This window comes from Bradyrhizobium sp. BLXBL-01, assembly GCF_051853025.1.
GTDB lineage: Bacteria > Pseudomonadota > Alphaproteobacteria > Rhizobiales > Xanthobacteraceae > Bradyrhizobium.
Genome location: NZ_CP182471.1, coordinates 345,018 through 362,204, shown reverse-complemented (window position 1 = coordinate 362,204; position 17,187 = coordinate 345,018). Strand labels below are relative to the sequence as shown.

The window sequence follows — 17,187 nt, the reverse complement described above, 5'->3', positions numbered from 1 at the left end:
ACAACGCTATGACCACACTGAAACATTCTCCTGCATCCAAGGCGTCCGATATCGAGGCGCGCTGCGCCGCCACGGGCATGCGCATGACCGAGCAGCGCCGCGTCATCGCCCGCGTGCTGGCCGAAGCGATCGATCATCCCGACGTCGAGGAACTGTACCGGCGCTGCGTTGCGGTCGACGACAAGATCTCGATCTCGACGGTCTACCGCACCGTGAAACTGTTCGAGGACGCCGGCATCATCGAGCGCCACGATTTCCGCGAAGGCCGCGCGCGCTACGAGCAGATGCGCGACAGCCATCACGACCACCTCATCAATCTGCGCGACGGCAAGGTGATCGAGTTCACCTCCGAAGAGATCGAGAAGCTCCAGGCCGAGATCGCCCGCAAGCTCGGCTATCGTCTGGTCGATCACCGGCTCGAGCTCTATTGCGTCCCGCTCGACGACGACAAGCCGACGTCTTGATTGGCATGACCTTGTCGGAAAACCGCTTCACACTATTCCGGGTCATGCCTTAGTGCCCATCGATCTCATTATCTTCGATTGCGACGGCGTGCTCGTGGACAGCGAGGTGATCTCCTGTCGCGCGCACGCTGACGTGCTGACCCGGCACGGCTATCCGATCACATCGGAGCAGGTGTTCGCGCGCTTCCTTGGCCGCTCGACAAAACAGGCCAATCTCGAGATCGAAACCGAGCTCGGCCGCAAGCTGCCCGAGGCCTATCACGGTGATCTCCAGGACGAGCTTTTTCGTTCGTTCGAAGCCGACCTGGAAGCGATCCGCGGCATCCATGATGTGCTGGATGTCGTCAGCCAGCGCGTCTGCGTCGCCTCCAGCGGCTCGCATCCGCGCATGCAGGTGAGTCTCGGAAGCACGGGGCTTTATGAGCGTCTCGCGCCAAATATCTTCTCGGCCTCGCAGGTCAAGAACGGCAAGCCGGCGCCTGACCTGTTCCTGTTCGCGGCCAAGGAAATGGGCGTCCCGCCCGAGCGCTGCGTCGTGATCGAGGACAGCCTGGCCGGCATCGCCGGCGCGCGGGCGGCCGGTATGAAAGTGTTCGGCTTTTACGGGGGCAGCCATTGCGGGAGCGGCCATGCCGAGACCCTGCGCCAAGCCGGCGCCGACTTAACTTTTGCCGACATGCATCAGTTGCCGGACCTGGTTCGGCGGGTCGAGGCGGACGCTCTGGCGGGTTGATTGTTGCCCCGGATCGTCATTCCGGGACACGCGCGCCGCGCGTGAACCCAGAATCGCGCCAAAACCTCTGGATTCCGGGTTCGCGCCGGCGCGCGCCCCGGAATGACGGGCCGAAAGAGGCCGCATTCGCTGGATTTTCGGCCCTCCAGCCTATATCTGAGGGCCGTCCTCCACCTCCATTTCGGGTTCCATGACGCCGCCGCGCAAGCTGCACATCAAATCATATGGCTGCCAGATGAACGTCTACGATGCCCAGCGCATGGTGGACACGCTGGCCCCGGAAGGATTCGTGGAGACGGCGAGCGCGGAGGATGCCGACCTCGTCATCCTCAACACCTGCCATATCCGCGAGAAGGCCTCGGAGAAGGTCTATTCCGAGCTCGGCCGCCTGCGCGTCGCCAAGGACGAGGCCGCGCGTGCGGGCCGCGCGATGAAAATCGCGGTTGCCGGCTGTGTGGCGCAGGCCGAGGGCGAGGAGATCGTGCGCCGCGCGCCTGTCGTCGACGTCGTGGTGGGTCCGCAGAGCTATCATCATCTGCCGGAGCTGTTGAAGCGCGCCGAGGGCGAAGGCCGCGCGATCGAGACCGAGTTTCCCGCCGCCGACAAGTTCGGCTTCCTGGCCCGGCCGAAGCCCGACGCGATCCGCGCGCGCGGCATTTCCGCCTTCGTCACGGTGCAGGAAGGTTGCGACAAGTTCTGCACCTTCTGCGTGGTGCCCTATACGCGCGGCGCCGAAGTCTCCCGGCCCGTGGCGAAGATCGTCGACGACGTGAAGCGCCTTGCCGACAACGGCGTGCGCGAGCTCACGCTGATCGGGCAGAACGTCAACGCCTATCACGGCGAGGGGCCGGACGGAAAAACCTGGCCGCTCGGCCGGCTGCTCGCACATCTGGCGGCGATTCCCGGCATCGCGCGGCTGCGTTACTCGACCAGCCATCCCCGCGACGTCGACGACAGCCTGATTGCAGCCCACCGCGACCTCGGCGCCTTGATGCCGTTCGTGCACCTGCCGGTGCAGTCGGGCTCGGACCGCATTTTGGCGGCCATGAACCGCAAACATACCGCCGATGATTACCGGCGGGTCATCGACCGTTTCCGGTCTGCACGCCAAGACATTGCTTTTTCATCCGATTTCATCGTCGGCTTCCCCGGGGAGAGCGAGCAAGATTTTCTCGCCACCCTCGCGCTTGTCACGCAAATCGGTTACGCTGCGGCCTATTCGTTCAAATACTCCGCCCGGCCGGGAACGCCGGCCGCGGACATGCAGGAGACGGTGTCCCCCGCCGAGATGGACCAGCGATTGGAGCGGCTCCAGGAACTGATCGACAGCCAGCAATCGGCCTTCAACAAGGCCGCGATTGGCTCAACGGTCGACGTGCTGTTCGAGCGTCCGGCGCGCAAGCAGGGCCAGATCGTCGGCCGCACCGCCTACCTCCAGCCCGCCCATGTGATGGCACCAATCGACATCATCGGACAGATCCTGCCCGTCAGGATCGACAGCCTCGAGCGCTACAGTTTTCTCGGCGAGCTCGTGACGCCGCGCAAGGTGCGCGAGCCCGCTTTATCGCAAGCCAGTGGAGCCTGAACCCTTGCCCAAAAGCGCATCGGATTCGTCTTCGTTCGCTCCCAGCCGCAAATTTGACCGCGACATGCAAGTTCCGCCCGAGACCCAGGTCGTCATCGACTTCGACGACAACCGCGCCGCTTCCGCGCTGGTCGGCCCCTACGGCCAGCACCTCGCGCAAATCGAGCGGCGGCTTGGCGTGGTGGTCGATTCCAAGGGCAACCACATCACCATCGGCGGCACCCGCGACGGCTGCGACGCCGCGCGCCGGGTGCTGGAGATGCTCTACGCGCAGGCAGTGAAGGGACAGGACCTCGACCAGGGCGAGGTCGAAGGCGCGATCCGCGCCGTGATCGCGCAGGGCTCGCTGTTCGAGTTCGACGCCAAATCGGCCAAGTCCACCTTCGACAGCATCAACTTACGCAAGCGCCCGGTGCGGGCGCGTACCGCTGCGCAAGACTCCTACATCCGCGCGCTGAAGCGCCACGAGCTGGTGTTCGGCATCGGCCCCGCCGGCACCGGCAAGACCTGGCTCGCCGTCGCGCACGCCGCGCAGCTGTTCGAGCGCAAGGAGGTCGACAAGATCATCCTGTCGCGTCCGGCGGTGGAAGCCGGCGAGCGGCTCGGCTTTTTGCCTGGCGATCTCCGCGAGAAGGTCGATCCGTATCTGCGACCGATCTACGATGCGCTCTACGACCTCATGGATGCGCGGATCGTCGAGCGCGCGCTGCAGACCGGCGAGATCGAGATCGCGCCGCTCGCCTTCATGCGCGGCCGCACGCTGACCAACGCCGCCATCATCCTGGACGAGGCCCAGAACACCACGTCGATGCAGATGAAGATGTTCCTGACCCGTCTCGGCGAGAACAGCCGCATGATCGTGACGGGCGATCCCTCGCAGATCGACCTGCCGAACGGCCAGACCTCGGGCCTGGCCGAGGCGACCCGCCTCTTGAGCGGCGTCGAGGGCATCGCCCAGGTTCATTTCAAGGCCGAGGACGTGATCCGCCACGAGCTGGTGGCGCGGATCGTCGCCGCCTACGAAGGGCCGCCGCAGCGGCCGGCCACCGGTCAGTCCTGACGAGGCAACACCGGACCCAAGAGGGCGCGAGCTCGGCGCCTTTCGTCCGAGACAACACAATGTCCCATTCCAACCTTCCCATGACCGAGGTCCTCGTCGTCGCCGATTGCTGGCAGCGCGAGCCCGATTCCGAAGCCGTGATCCAGCGCGCGGTGGCGGCTGCCGCCGAGAGCGTCGACGAGGACGTTGCCGACGCGGAAGTGGCCGTGATGCTGACCGATGATGCCGGCATCCGCACGCTCAACAGCAACTGGCGCGGCATCGACAAGCCGACCAACGTGCTATCGTTTCCCGCGCTGCAGCCGGAGGGCGCCTGGAAGCCGGGCGATGCGCCGCGCATGCTCGGCGACATCGCGATCGCCTACGAGACCATGCGGCGCGAGGCCGACGCGGAACACAAGCCGTTCGACCATCATTTGAGCCACCTCGCCGTGCACGGCTTCCTGCACCTAATCGGCTACGACCACGAGAACGAGAGCGACGCCGAGGAGATGGAAGCGCTCGAAACGGAGATCCTCGCTCATCTCGGCATCCCCGATCCCTATGCCGACCGCCCGGGGACGCACTGAGATGCCGGATTCCGAGCCTACCCACGACAATCCGCGCACCATGGCCAATCTGCCGGCCGTGGTGACGCCGGGCGAGGTACTGCGCCCGACCGCCGATAGCTGGCTGCTGCGCGCCATCCGCACGCTGTTCGGCTGGAAGGCGGGGTCGGTGCGCGATGACCTCCAGGTCGTGCTCGACGCCTCGACGCCCGACGACACCGGCTTCTCCGCGGTCGAGCGCACCATGCTGCGCAACATCCTCGGCCTGCACGAGCGCCGCATCGCCGACGTCATGGTGCATCGCGCCGACATCATCGCGGTGAAGCGCGACATCCCGCTCGGCGAATTGATGGACCGCTTCGAAAGCGCCGGCCATTCCCGCCTCGTCGTCTTCGACGAGACGCTCGACGATCCCGTCGGCATCGTCCACATCCGCGACCTGCTCGCTTTCATGACCGCGCGTGCCCGCGTGTCGGAAGCCACCAAGACCAAGCGCAAGAAGCCGCTGCCGGCCGGGCTCGACTTGCGCGCGGTGGATCTCGCGCTGCCGCTTCACGAGGCGCACATCATTCGCAAGCTGCTCTACGTGCCGCCGTCGATGCGGGCGATCGACCTGCTCGCGCAGATGCAGGCCTCGCGCATCCATCTGGCGCTGGTGGTCGACGAATATGGCGGCAGCGACGGGCTGGTCTCGATCGAGGACATCGTCGAGCAGATCGTCGGCGAGATCGACGACGAGCACGACAGCGACGAGCCGCCCTCGATCGTGCGCCTGCCCGACAACGCCTTCATCGCCGACGCCCGCGCCAGCCTCGACGACGTCCGCTCGGTGATCGGCGAAGACTTCGTCACCGGCGAGGCCGGCGAGGAGGTGGAGACGCTGGGCGGCTATCTCGTCAGCTTCGTGGGGCGCCTGCCGGTGCGCGGCGAGGTGATCTCGGGCCCCGGCAATTACGAGGTCGAGGTGCTCGATGCCGATCCGCGCCGCGTCAAGCGGCTGCGCATCGGGACGCGGAAGGAGCGCCCGGCGCCCCGCACCCAGCGCGAAAGCCGGCGCCGTGAAGCCGCGCCGGAGAGCGGACAAGCGCCGGCCAGCGACACGCCCACGCCGCCGCCGAGCGACGGGACCGGCCCGCAGTGAGCCCATCGCAGCGCCTTCGGCAAATTGCGCTGGCCATCATCCTCACCTGGGGATGGCAGCGCGCCATCGTCGCCATGGCGGCCGGCGCGCTGTCGGTGCTGGCGCTGGCGCCGTTCAACCTCTTTCCGGTGCTGTTCGTCACCTTCCCGGTGCTGGTCTGGCTGATCGACGGCGCCGGGGCCGGCCGCTATGGCGGCGTGCCCGCGGCGGCCTTGACCGGCTACTGGTTCGGGCTCGGCTATTTCGTGCCCGGCCTCTACTGGATCGGCTATGCCTTCTTCGTCGAAGCCGACATATTCGCCTGGCTGACGCCGTTCGCGGTGCTGGGCCTGCCGGCCTATCTTGCGATCTTCACGGCGATCGGCTTTGCGCTGGCGCGGCTGCTCTGGAGCAAGAACGCCACGCGCGTGCTGGCGCTCGCGGCGAGCCTCACCATCAGCGAATGGCTGCGCGGTCATGCGCTGACCGGCTTTCCCTGGAACGCGTTCGGCTATGCCCTCTCCGAGCCATTGCCGCTGGCGCAGACGGCCTCGCTGATCGGCCTGTGGGGCATGACGTTCCTGACGGTCGCGATCTTCGCGAGCCCGGCGACGCTGATCGACCGCACGCCCGATCGGCGCCTGCAATGGCGGGTGCCGGCCGCGGCGCTCGCGCTCCTGGTTGTCATGAGCATCTTCGGCGCGATCCGCCTGGCGCTGCATCCGACCACGATGGTGGCGGGCGCCATGCTGCGGCTGATGCAGCCCAACCTGCAGCAGGACGCGAAATTCAACTACGCCGCCAAGCCGGAGGTAATGAAGAAGTACCTCGCGCTGTCGGACCGCGCCTCCGGCCCGCAATCGACCGGCGTGCGCGATGCCACCATCCTGATCTGGCCGGAATCCGCCTTTCCGTTCTTCCTGACGCGCGAAGCCGACGTGATGGCGCAAATCGCCGATCTCTTGCCGAAGGGCACGGTGCTGATCACGGGATCGGTCCGTGCGCCTGACCTGCCGCGGGGCACGCCGATCACGCGCGCCTACAACTCGATCTACGTGATCGATCACGACGGCAGCGTGCTCGCCGTGTACGACAAGCTGCACCTGGTCCCGTTCGGAGAATTTCTTCCCTACCAGTCGTTGATGGAGAAGCTCGGTTTCGAGCAACTGACGCGTGTGCGCGGCGGCTTCATTCCAGGGACCGTGCGGCATGCGCTCCCCGTTGCCGGCGCGCCGCCGGCGCTGCCGCTGATCTGTTACGAGGCGATCTTTCCCGACGAAGTGGCCGCACGCAACGAACGTCCGGGCTGGATCGTGAACCTCACCAATGACGGCTGGTTCGGCATCTCGACCGGTCCCTACCAGCACCTGGAGCAGTCGCGGATGCGCGCGATCGAGCTCGGATTGCCGCTGGTCCGCTCGGCCAATACCGGCATCTCCGCAGTGATCGATCCGGTCGGCCGCACGGTGGCGAGCCTCGGTCTCGGCATCGAGGGCATTCTGGATGCAAATCTGCCGACGGCGATCCCACCGACCGTTTATGCACGGGTGGGTGATGTGCCCGCAGCGATGCTCGTCGCGGTGGCCGTGCTGTTGGCGGTCCGCCGACGAATCGGCAAACGCCAGCCCTGATCGCGCCGCCGCCGCAGCGGCCGGAATCCTTTGACAACCGTAGTCCCACGGTTGACAGACTGCACGCGGGCTCCCCATTCTGCACCGGCTGCAAAAGACAGTGGTGCGTTGCTAAATTTCTCCGCAATGTTTCCCAATAACAGGGTTTGATTTTGCGATGTTGCACCCGAGGCATGCTTGATCATTGCGCCGAAGGTGGTGTTTGGAGGGCTGAGGAAATGTCGAAAGCGCCCAACCCTGTTGACAAATATGTCGGCAGTCGCGTGCGCATGCGCCGCATCATGTTGGGCATGAGCCAGGAAAAGCTCGGTGAAGCTTTGGGCCTGACTTTCCAGCAGATTCAGAAATACGAGAAGGGCACCAACCGGGTCGGCGCGAGCCGCATCCAGCAGATCGCCGAGATTCTGCAGGTGCCGGTGTCCTTCCTGTTCGAGGGCGGCCCGAGCGGCGTGCCGGGTCCGGATGGCTTCAGCGAGGGCGCCTCGCCCTCTTACGTCTCGGACTTTCTCGCGACCTCCGAAGGGCTCGCCTTGACCAAGGCGTTCACGCGAATCACGGATTCGAAGATGCGCCGCTCGATCGTCGATCTGGTCGAGCAGATCGCGGCCCGCGAAGGCCCCGACAAGCGCTGAATCGCCATCTCCACGGCGATTTGAGACTGCATCAAATCTGGCCTATGTCGTCATTTACGACCGCGCTTTGATGCGCGTCCGCTGCGATGATGCGATTCAAAGGCACAGATGCGCCCATGACCGACTCCAATTGGTTCGATTCACAAACTATTCTCGATGGCATCCGCCGCTGGGTGGAGATCGAGACGCCGACGGAAGCACCTGAACAGGTCAACAAGCTGGTCTCCGTGGTCGCGGAGCAGTACCGCGACCTGCCCGTCACGCTCGAGCGCATCGCCGGCACGGACGGCTGCGGCGATCATCTCGTGGCGCGCACGAATTGGGGGCAGGAGCAGCCGGGCATCCTGGTGCTGAGCCACCTCGATACCGTCCATCCCATGGGCTTCATCGAGCGCCTGCCGTTCAAGGTCGAAGGCGACGTCGCGTTCGGCCCGGGCATCTACGACATGAAGGGCGGCGCCTACATCGCCCATCACGCCTTCCGCGCGCTTTGCGCGACGGGCGATCGCTCGCCGCTCGGCATCACGCATCTGTTCACCTCCGACGAGGAGATCGGCAGCCCGACGTCGCGCGCGCTGATCGAAAAGGAAGGGCGCAAGGCCAAATATGTGCTGGTGACCGAGCCGGCGCGCGACGGCGGCAAGATCGTCACCGGACGCAAGGGCGTCGGTCGCTTCCGGGTTTTCATCAAGGGCGTGCCCGCGCATGCCGGCTCGCGACCCGAAGACGGCCGCAGCGCCGTCCGCGAGCTCGGCAACGTCATCCTGGCGCTGGAAGGGATGAACGATCTGGCGCGCGGCGTCACCGTCAATGTCGGCGTGGTGCGCGGCGGCACGCGTCCCAACGTCACGCCCGAGGATGCCTATGCGGAAGTCGATCTGCGCGTGGTGAGCCTCAAGGACGCGGACGAGTTCGTCGGCAAGATCCTCGGGCTGCGATCGAAGACCGACGGCGTCACCGTCATGGTCACCGGCGAGCTCAACCGGCCGCCTTACGAGAAGAGCAATGCAGGCGCCTCGCTGTACGAGCATGCCAAGACGCTCGCCGGCGAAATCGGCTTCGAGCTGATCGACACCCATACCGGCGGCGGCTCGGACGGCAACTTCACCGCGCCGCACACCGCGACTCTCGACGGGCTCGGCGTCGACGGCAAGGGCGCGCACACCCATTACGAGCAGCTCTATGTCTCCTCACTGGCACCACGCGCGCGGCTGCTCCATCGCCTTTATCAGACGCTGCGATGAGCGAACGCAAGTCAACCCCCGATCGCGACGACAGCGAGCGCGCCTTCTTCGGGCGCCGCAAGGGCCACAAGCTCAGGCAACACCAGGCCGGGTTGATCGAGCAGCTGCTGCCGCATCTTGCGCTCGATATCGAGGGTGAGGCGCCGGCGGACGCCCGCGACATCTTCGATCCCGCAGCCGACGAGATCAGGCTCGAGATCGGCTTCGGCGGCGGCGAGCATCTCGCGGCCGAGGCGCAAAACTTTCCCGCCACCGGCTTCATCGGCTGCGAGCCCTATGTCAACGGCACGGCCAAGATCCTCGCGCAGATCGAGGCGGCCAACATCGGCAATATCCGCCTGTTCGCGGGCGATGCCGCCGAGCTGCTCGCCTGGCTGCCCCGGGAGTCGCTGTCGCGGATCGATTTGATCCATCCCGATCCCTGGCCGAAGCGGCGACACTGGAAGCGGCGCTTCGTCCAGGACCGCACCATCGCGGCAATGGCGCGCGTGCTCAGGCCGAATGGTGAATTCCGTTTCGTCTGCGACATCGACGATTACTGCGCCTGGACGCTGTCGCATCTTGCGCGCTCGCCTGATTTCGTCTGGCTCGCCGAACGCGCCGACGATTTCCGGCAGCCATGGCCGGGCTACACCATGACGCGCTACGGCCGAAAGGCCGCGCGCGAAGGGCGCAAGGCGGCGTATTTGCGGTTCAGGCGGGTCGATTAGCCGTCATTGCGAGGAGCCCGCGATAAATTGCAAAGCAATTTGCGCTGGCGAACGAAGCAATCCAGAGTGCCTGCTCGGAGAGATTTCTGGATTGCTTCGCTGCGCTCGCAATGACGACGCGCGGAACTAAATCGTCTGCCGGTTGCGCCAGAAATTCACGACGCGCTCGGCGGTCGTCGGCATCAGGCGCGTGAAGTTCACGCGCGCGGTCTCGATGTCGGCATCGGCCGGCGTGCGGTTCGAGCCGTACCAGAGCAGGATGAGCGCGCGCACCGTGGGCCAGCCGAGGTTCAGCACGCGGCCCAGGATCAGCAGCGGATCGTAGCGGTCGCCCGAGATCAGGCGGTCGAGGACCTGGAGGCGAACGCCCGACATCGCCGACAGCGCGGCGACCGATTCCTCGTATTTGTGCGCCTTGGCGAAACCGAGCAGCGCGCTCTCGCCGAGATGGCCCTCGCGATTCAAGGTCAGCACCGTGCGTTGTGCCGCGGAGAAATCGCGGCGCGGGCCCGGCGGCAGCGCGGCCTCCTCGATCGCGGCCATCGCGCGCTTGATCTCGACCTGGCGCGCGGGATTGACCACGGTGGAGAGACGACGGCGGATGACGTCGAGCGTCCCGTCCAGCAGCTGCTTCAATTGCTCGCCGGAAAGGTCGTTGCGCTGACCGATCTTGAGCGTCAGCACGCCGTCCTGCGCCGCGCGCTTGATCATCTCGGAATAGCTGCCTGGCGAGAACACCGCACCGGCATTGGCGGCGGCACGCCGCACCACGTCGCGATCGCCGCGCTCGACCAGCACGTCGGTGACGGCGGGTGACAAAGCGGGACGCTCCGTCATCGCCAGCAGATGGCCCTGGCCCTTCAAGCGCGCGATCTCGACCAGAGCCGCATCGTCGAGCACGGGCGAGCGGCGCAGCACGGGGCCGGCCACCATGATCTCGTTCTCGCGCGCGAGCTGATTGACGAGGTGCACCGGCGCGTTGTTCAGGCGCGAGAAGCGCTCGGCCAGATCAGCGCGGGAGGCGAGCTCGGCATGGGGGACGAGATCGATCAGGAGATTGTCGAAGAGATCGATCAGCTCGGGGCGGAGCTTGTCCGCGTCCCGGAAGAACAATTGAGAGATGGCACGCGCGATCTCGCCGCGGCGGCGCGGATCGCCGCGCTTGACGATATCGTCCAGTCCAGGAATGAGCGACGTGGCAACGGTCATGAAAACGCAACTCGAACGGGGCACGCCGCGGGTGCGCCCTTGGTTCAAGCCGCCCCACAATCGGAAAATCTAGGCCTGCTTGATGAAGGAAGCGTTGCGCAGGGCCTGCAGACGGGCGCAAAAAGGCCCCGTTCCCGCTGCAATGGGCCTTGTCCGTGGGTTAAGAAAGCGCTATATCAGCGCCAATTCATCTTCTCATACGATCCGCGTAGTGAGAGTGGGCCCGAAAGGACCCGCTCTTTTTTATTACCTGAACGCGGCTCGGCGGGAGATGCGCCCGACGCGTTGTCGGGAAAGTTCCGAAGCGGGCTTTGAAATCGTAACCAAGCCTTAACCATCGAGCGCCCTGACCCTGGACATGACCGAACCGAACCCTGGTTCCACGGATGCCGAATTGCTGGCCGAGCCGCGGCTCGTGGTCGAGCCCGGCGTCGCGGCACGGGTGTCCGCGGTGGCAGGTCCCGTGCTCCAGGGCATGGGCTACCGCCTGGTCCGGATCCGCATTTCCGGGGAAGCTGGCTGCACCGTGCAGATCATGGCCGAGCGGCCCGACGGCTCGATGCAGATTGAGGATTGCGAGGCGATCTCGCGGGCCCTGTCGCCCGTGCTCGACGTCGCCGATCCCATCGACCGCGCCTATCGGCTGGAGATCTCCTCGCCGGGGATCGACCGTCCGCTGGTGCGCCGCTCCGATTTCGAGCGCTATTCCGGGCATCTGGTGAAGATCGAGATGGCGGTCGCCCATGACGGGCGGAAGCGCTTCCGCGGCACGCTCGGCGCGGTCGAGGGCGACCGCGTGCATCTGCATCGCGACGATGCCAAGGCTGGCGACGATGCCGACGTTCTCCTGACCATGGAGGATATCGGCGATGCGCGGCTGGTGCTGACTGACGAGCTGATCGCCGAATCCATGCGCCGCGGCAAGGCCGAGGCGCGCGAGATGCGGCGCAATCTCGGTCTCGAGCCGCCGCAGGCACCGCACGCCAAGATCAGCGAGAAGACCACCAAGAACACCAAGCCGAAGAAGAAGCCGGCCCCGACCAACACGAAGAAACATCGCCTTGCCGCCGAACGCGCGCGGCGCGGCGAGATCGAGCCTGACCAAGGAGACTAGCCATGGCAGTCAGCGCCAACCGACTTGAATTGCTTCAGATCGCGGACGCCGTCGCGCGCGAAAAGTCGATCGACCGCGGCATCGTCATCGCGGCGATGGAGGACGCCATCGCCAAGGCGGCGCGCGCCCGTTACGGCAGCGAGACTGACGTTCACGCCGAGATCGACCCGAAGAAGGGCGAGCTGCGGCTGTCGCGCCACATGCTGGTGGTCGACAAGGTCGAAAATCACTCCAACCAGATCTCGCTGGTGGACGCGCAGCGCGCCAATCCGGGCGCGCAAGTAGGCGACACCATCGCCGACACCCTGCCGCCGCTGGAATATGGCCGCATCGCCGCGCAATCGGCCAAGCAGGTGATCGTGCAGAAGGTGCGCGAGGCCGAGCGCGACCGGCAGTATCAGGAATTCAAGGACCGCATCGGCGACATCGTCAACGGCGTCGTCAAGCGCGTCGAATATGGCAGCGTGATCGTCGATCTCGGCCGCGGCGAAGCCATCATCCGCCGTGACGAGATGCTGCCGCGCGAAGTCTTCCGCAACGGCGACCGCGTCCGCGCCTATATCTTCGACGTCCGCCGCGAAACGAGAGGCCCGCAGATCTTCCTCTCCCGCACCCATCCGCAGTTCATGGCAAAGCTGTTCGCGCAGGAAGTGCCGGAGATCTATGACGGCATCGTCGAGATCAAGGCGGTGGCCCGCGATCCGGGCTCGCGCGCGAAAATCGGCGTGATTTCCCGCGATTCCTCGGTCGATCCGGTCGGCGCCTGCGTCGGCATGCGCGGCTCGCGCGTGCAGGCCGTGGTGAACGAATTGCAGGGCGAGAAGATCGACATCATTCCCTGGTCGCCCGACATCGCGACCTTCGTGGTCAACGCGCTGGCGCCGGCGGAAGTCTCCAAGGTCGTCATCGACGAGGACCGCGAGCGTATCGAGGTCGTGGTGCCCGACACCAACAACCAGCTCTCGCTGGCGATCGGCCGCCGCGGCCAGAACGTGCGCCTGGCCTCGCAGCTCACCGGCTGGGACATCGACATCCTGACCGAGCAGGAGGAATCGGAGCGCCGCCAGGCCGACTTCGAGAACTCCACCCGCGTCTTCATGGAATCGCTCAACGTCGACGAGGTGGTCGGCCAGCTGCTGGCGTCCGAAGGCTTCACCTCGGTCGAGGAGCTCGCGATGGTAGACGTCAAGGAGCTCGCCGGCATCGAGGGCTTCGACGAGGAGACCGCGCAGGAGCTGCAGAACCGCGCCCGCGAATATCTGGAGCAGCAGGAGGCCGAGCTCGAGGCGAGGCGCAAGGAGCTCGGCGTCGAGGACGCGCTCAAGGACGTGCCCGGCGTCACCTCGAAGATGCTGGTGAAGTTCGGCGAGAACGACATCAAGAGCGTCGAGGACCTCGCCGGCTGCGCCACCGACGATCTGGTCGGATGGACCGAGCGCAAGGAAGGCAGCGAGCCGACCAAGCACGCCGGTGCGCTCGACGGCATCGACATCTCCCGTGACGACGCCGAAGCGATGATCATGCAGGCCCGCGTCAAGGCCGGCTGGATCACCGAGGCCGATCTCGCCAAGCCTGCCGAGGAGGCCGAGGTGACCGAAGATCAGCCGGCTTAAGGGCAAAGGAGAATGTCGCCCGGATGCTTGCAGATTCCGACCTCGAACTTGACCATGGCCCGCGGACCGAAAGGTCCGCGACCATGCGCATGTGCGCGGTCAGCCGCGAGGTCCGGCCGATCGACGAGCTGATCCGCTTCGTCGCATCGCCTGACGGACAAATAGTTCCCGATCTCAAGCGCAAGCTGCCCGGACGCGGGATGTGGCTCACCGCCTCACGCAAGACGGTTGCGGAAGCGGTGCGGCGTCACCAATTCAGCAAAGCCTTCAAGCGCGAGCTGCGCATCCCTCAGACGCTTCCCGCCGACATCGAGGCGCTCCTGGTCCGGAGCATGACCGAAGCCCTTGGGATCGCCGCCAAGGCGGGCCAGGTCGTGGCCGGCTTCGGCAAGGTCGAGAGCGCCCTTCGGGAAGGGACGGTCGAGGTCCTGATCCATGCCAGCGACGGGGCCGCGGACGGAATCCGCAAATTGGACATGCTGGCGCGCCAGAATGCCGGGAATCGCGGTGCTAAGGCGCAGATTCCCGTCGTTACCGCTCTGAAATCGTTAGAATTGGATTTGGCACTGACCCGGTCAAATGTGATACATGCTGCCCTGCTCGCGGGCCCGGCGAGCAAGTCATTCCTGTCACGTAGCCAGATCCTGGTCCGATACCGGATGGCGGACGACGACAAGACTGCCGAAAAACCCGGCCAGGATTTCTGAGAGACAACGACGACCCAATTGGATGGTGCGGCAACGCACAACACTGATAAATCAGGATTAGGACTGCTGAATGGTTGATACCAAGACCCCTGGCGACAAGAAGCTGAGCGTTCCGAGCAAGACGCTATCGCTCAAGCCGCGCGTCGAAACGGGCACCGTGCGCCAGAGCTTCAGCCATGGCCGCAGCAAGCAGGTCGTGGTCGAGAAGCGCGGCAAGCGCCGCATTGGCGACGGACCCGAGCCGCACGCGCCTGAGGTGACGGCAAAGCCCGCGCCGGCCGCCCCCGCCGCGCCGTCCCGTCCCGCTCCGCCCCCGCCCCGCAACGCCGGTTCCGGCGTGGTGCTGCGCACCCTTACCGAGGACGAGCGTTCGGCCCGTGCCAGCGCGCTGGCGGACGCCAAGCTGCGCGAAGTCGAGGAACGCCGCCAGGCCGAGGAAGAGGCCCAGCGCCGCTCCGCCCGTGAGGCCGCCGAGCGCGCCGAGCGCGAAGCCGCCGAATCCCGCCGCAAGGCCGAGGAAGAGCGCCACCGTCACGAGGACGAAGCCAAGCGCAAGGCTGAGACCGAGGCCAAGAAGCGTTTCGGCGAGGGTGAGCAGCCATCCGCCGCGCGCCCCGCGACCGCAACACCGGCCGCCGGCGCTCCGCGCCCCGGTGCGCCTGCGTCCCGGCCTGGAACCACCACCACGGCGCGTCCGGGAACCACGACGGCGCGTCCCGCAACGACGACCGCGCAGCGTCCGGGTGGACCGGCTGGCCGCGGCCCCGCCGTTGCGGCCGAGGCTGACGATGACGAGGCACCGCGCCAGATCCGCCGCGGCCCCGGCGGCGCCGCGCGTCCCGTGGTAGCCCCCAAGCCCACCCACAAGCCCGGCCCGCAGAAGGAGCGCGGGCGCCTGACCGTCGTCACCGCGCTCAATGCCGACGAAGTGCGCGAGCGCTCGATCGCCTCGTTCCGCCGCCGCACCCAGCGCCTGAAGGGCCACGCCTCGAATGAGCCCAAGGAAAAGCTCATCCGCGAGGTGGTCATTCCGGAAGCGATCACCATCCAGGAGCTCGCCAACCGCATGGCCGAGCGCGCGGTCGATGTCATCCGCATGCTGATGAAGCAGGGCGCGATGCACAAGATCACCGACGTGATCGATGCCGACACCGCGCAGCTGATCGCCGAAGAGCTCGGCCACACCGTCAAGCGCGTTGCCGCGTCCGACGTCGAGGAAGGTCTGTTCGACGCTACCGACGATTCGACCGACGCCGAGACCCGTTCGCCCGTGGTGACCGTCATGGGTCACGTCGATCACGGCAAGACCTCGCTGCTCGATGCGCTACGCCACGCCAACGTGGTCTCCGGCGAAGCCGGCGGCATCACCCAGCACATCGGCGCCTATCAGGTGACATCGCCTGAAACCGGCAAGAAGATCACCTTTATCGACACGCCCGGCCACGCCGCGTTCACCGCGATGCGCGCCCGCGGCGCCAAGGTCACCGACATCGTCGTGCTGGTGGTCGCGGCCGATGATGGCGTGATGCCGCAGACGGTCGAAGCCATCAATCACGCCAAGGCGGCAGGCGTGCCGATCATCGTTGCCATCAACAAGATCGACAAGCCCGATGCCAAGCCCGAGCGCGTGCGCACCGAGCTGCTCCAGCACGAGGTGCAGGTGGAATCCTTCGGCGGCGAAGTCGTCGACGTCGAGGTGTCCGCCAAGAACAAGACCAATCTCGACAAGCTGCTCGAGATGATCGCGCTGCAGGCCGAAATCCTCGACCTGAAGACCAATTCGGAGCGTCCCGCCGAAGGCACCGTGATCGAGGCCAAGCTCGATCGCGGCCGTGGTCCGGTCGCCACCGTGCTGGTCCAGCGCGGCACGCTCCGCGTCGGTGACATCATCGTCGCCGGTGCCGAAATGGGCCGCGTCCGCGCGCTGATCTCCGATCAGGGCGAGACCGTGCAGGAGGCCGGCCCCTCGGTGCCGGTCGAAGTGCTCGGCTTCAACGGCCCGCCCGAGGCCGGCGATCGTCTCGCGGTGGTCGAGAACGAAGCCCGCGCCCGCCAGGTCACCAGCTACCGCGCGCACCAGAAGCGCGAGAACGCGGCAGCCTCGATCTCCGGCATGCGCGGCTCGCTCGAGCAGATGATGTCGCAATTGAAGACGGCGGGCCGCAAGGAATTCCCGCTGATCGTCAAGGCCGACGTGCAGGGTTCGCTGGAAGCCATCCTCGGCTCGCTGGAGAAGCTCGGCACCGACGAAGTCGCCGCCCGCATCCTGCATGCCGGCGTCGGCGGCATCTCGGAATCCGACGTGACGCTGGCCGAAGGCTTCAACGCCGCGATCATCGGCTTCTCGGTTCGTGCCAACAAGGAGGCCGCTGCGGCCGCCAAGCGCAACGGCATCGAGATCCGCTACTACAACATCATCTACGACCTCGTGGACGACGTGAAGAAGGCGATGAGCGGCCTGCTCGCGCCGACCTTGCGCGAAACCATGCTGGGCAATGCCGAGATCCTGGAGATCTTCAACATCTCCAAGGTCGGCAAGGTCGCCGGCTGCCGCGTCACCGACGGTACCGTGGAACGCGGCGCCAATGTGCGCCTGATCCGCGACAACGTCGTCGTGCACGAAGGCAAGCTGTCGACGCTGAAGCGCTTCAAGGACGAAGTGAAGGAAGTCCAGTCCGGCCAGGAATGCGGCATGGCCTTCGAGAACTATCACGACATGCGTGCCGGTGACGTGATCGAGTGTTATCGCGTGGAGACGATCCAGCGCTCCCTGTAAGTCCAAATCTTACCGAAGCGTTCGGATCTTTTTGAACTGAG

Annotated in this window: 15 protein-coding genes; 14 read left to right on the top strand and 1 reads right to left on the bottom strand. The window is 66.0% G+C overall.

Annotation, left to right across the window (positions count from 1 at the left end):
* Positions 1-8 precede the first annotated feature (8 nt).
* The 10 genes from ACNJYA_RS01715 to trmB all read left to right on the top strand — a co-directional run bounded on the left by ACNJYA_RS01715 (position 9) and on the right by trmB (position 9,727).
* Entirely contained in the window at positions 9-464 is a 456-nt protein-coding gene (locus ACNJYA_RS01715; protein WP_172789368.1) for a Fur family transcriptional regulator, read from the top strand.
* 52 nt (positions 465-516) lie between these two features.
* The gene (locus ACNJYA_RS01710) at positions 517-1,197 is read left to right on the top strand and encodes an HAD family hydrolase (RefSeq protein WP_439401922.1); all 681 of its coding nucleotides are present in this window, start codon (positions 517-519) and stop codon (positions 1,195-1,197) included.
* A gap of 190 nt (positions 1,198-1,387) precedes the next feature.
* Entirely contained in the window at positions 1,388-2,782 is a 1,395-nt protein-coding gene (gene miaB, locus ACNJYA_RS01705) for a tRNA (N6-isopentenyl adenosine(37)-C2)-methylthiotransferase MiaB (RefSeq protein WP_439401921.1), read from the top strand.
* A gap of 64 nt (positions 2,783-2,846) precedes the next feature.
* A complete protein-coding gene (locus ACNJYA_RS01700) occupies positions 2,847-3,842 on the top strand; it encodes a PhoH family protein (RefSeq protein WP_025032898.1) in 996 nt (331 codons plus the stop codon).
* A 59-nt stretch (positions 3,843-3,901) separates the two neighbouring features.
* Positions 3,902-4,411, top strand: coding sequence for an rRNA maturation RNase YbeY (ybeY, locus tag ACNJYA_RS01695; RefSeq protein WP_439401920.1), 510 nt, complete (start codon positions 3,902-3,904; stop codon positions 4,409-4,411).
* A 1-nt stretch (position 4,412) separates the two neighbouring features.
* Positions 4,413-5,531, top strand: coding sequence for a hemolysin family protein (locus ACNJYA_RS01690; protein ID WP_439401919.1), 1,119 nt, complete (start codon positions 4,413-4,415; stop codon positions 5,529-5,531).
* The gene (gene lnt, locus ACNJYA_RS01685; protein WP_439401918.1) at positions 5,528-7,141 is read left to right on the top strand and encodes an apolipoprotein N-acyltransferase; all 1,614 of its coding nucleotides are present in this window, start codon (positions 5,528-5,530) and stop codon (positions 7,139-7,141) included. The genes ACNJYA_RS01690 and lnt overlap by 4 nt, the downstream gene beginning before the upstream one ends.
* A gap of 218 nt (positions 7,142-7,359) precedes the next feature.
* Positions 7,360-7,773: a helix-turn-helix domain-containing protein gene (locus ACNJYA_RS01680; protein ID WP_018319423.1), complete on the top strand. Its 414-nt coding sequence runs from the start codon at positions 7,360-7,362 to the stop codon at positions 7,771-7,773.
* 86 nt (positions 7,774-7,859) lie between these two features.
* On the top strand, positions 7,860-9,017 hold the full coding sequence (locus tag ACNJYA_RS01675; RefSeq protein WP_439401917.1) for a M20 family metallopeptidase: 1,158 nt from the start codon (positions 7,860-7,862) through the stop codon (positions 9,015-9,017).
* Positions 9,014-9,727 (top strand): tRNA (guanosine(46)-N7)-methyltransferase TrmB, encoded by a 714-nt coding sequence (gene trmB / locus ACNJYA_RS01670; RefSeq protein WP_439401916.1) that lies wholly within the window; start codon positions 9,014-9,016, stop codon positions 9,725-9,727. Before ACNJYA_RS01675 ends, trmB begins: the two co-directional genes overlap by 4 nt.
* A gap of 126 nt (positions 9,728-9,853) precedes the next feature.
* Here trmB and ACNJYA_RS01665 read toward each other — a convergent pair whose 3' ends face one another.
* The gene (locus tag ACNJYA_RS01665) at positions 9,854-10,936 is read right to left on the bottom strand and encodes a DUF2336 domain-containing protein (RefSeq protein ID WP_439401915.1); all 1,083 of its coding nucleotides are present in this window, start codon (positions 10,934-10,936) and stop codon (positions 9,854-9,856) included.
* Between the two features lie 358 nt (positions 10,937-11,294).
* On the opposite strand from ACNJYA_RS01665, the gene rimP reads away from it, so the two are divergent.
* The 4 genes from rimP to infB all read left to right on the top strand — a co-directional run bounded on the left by rimP (position 11,295) and on the right by infB (position 17,146).
* On the top strand, positions 11,295-12,050 hold the full coding sequence (gene rimP, locus ACNJYA_RS01660) for a ribosome maturation factor RimP (protein WP_172789359.1): 756 nt from the start codon (positions 11,295-11,297) through the stop codon (positions 12,048-12,050).
* Positions 12,051-12,052: 2 nt separating this feature from the next.
* A complete protein-coding gene (gene nusA, locus ACNJYA_RS01655; RefSeq protein WP_439401914.1) occupies positions 12,053-13,663 on the top strand; it encodes a transcription termination factor NusA in 1,611 nt (536 codons plus the stop codon).
* A 23-nt stretch (positions 13,664-13,686) separates the two neighbouring features.
* On the top strand, positions 13,687-14,370 hold the full coding sequence (locus ACNJYA_RS01650) for an RNA-binding protein (RefSeq protein ID WP_439401913.1): 684 nt from the start codon (positions 13,687-13,689) through the stop codon (positions 14,368-14,370).
* 70 nt (positions 14,371-14,440) lie between these two features.
* Positions 14,441-17,146 (top strand): translation initiation factor IF-2, encoded by a 2,706-nt coding sequence (gene infB / locus ACNJYA_RS01645; protein WP_439401912.1) that lies wholly within the window; start codon positions 14,441-14,443, stop codon positions 17,144-17,146.
* Positions 17,147-17,187: the final 41 nt, after the last annotated feature.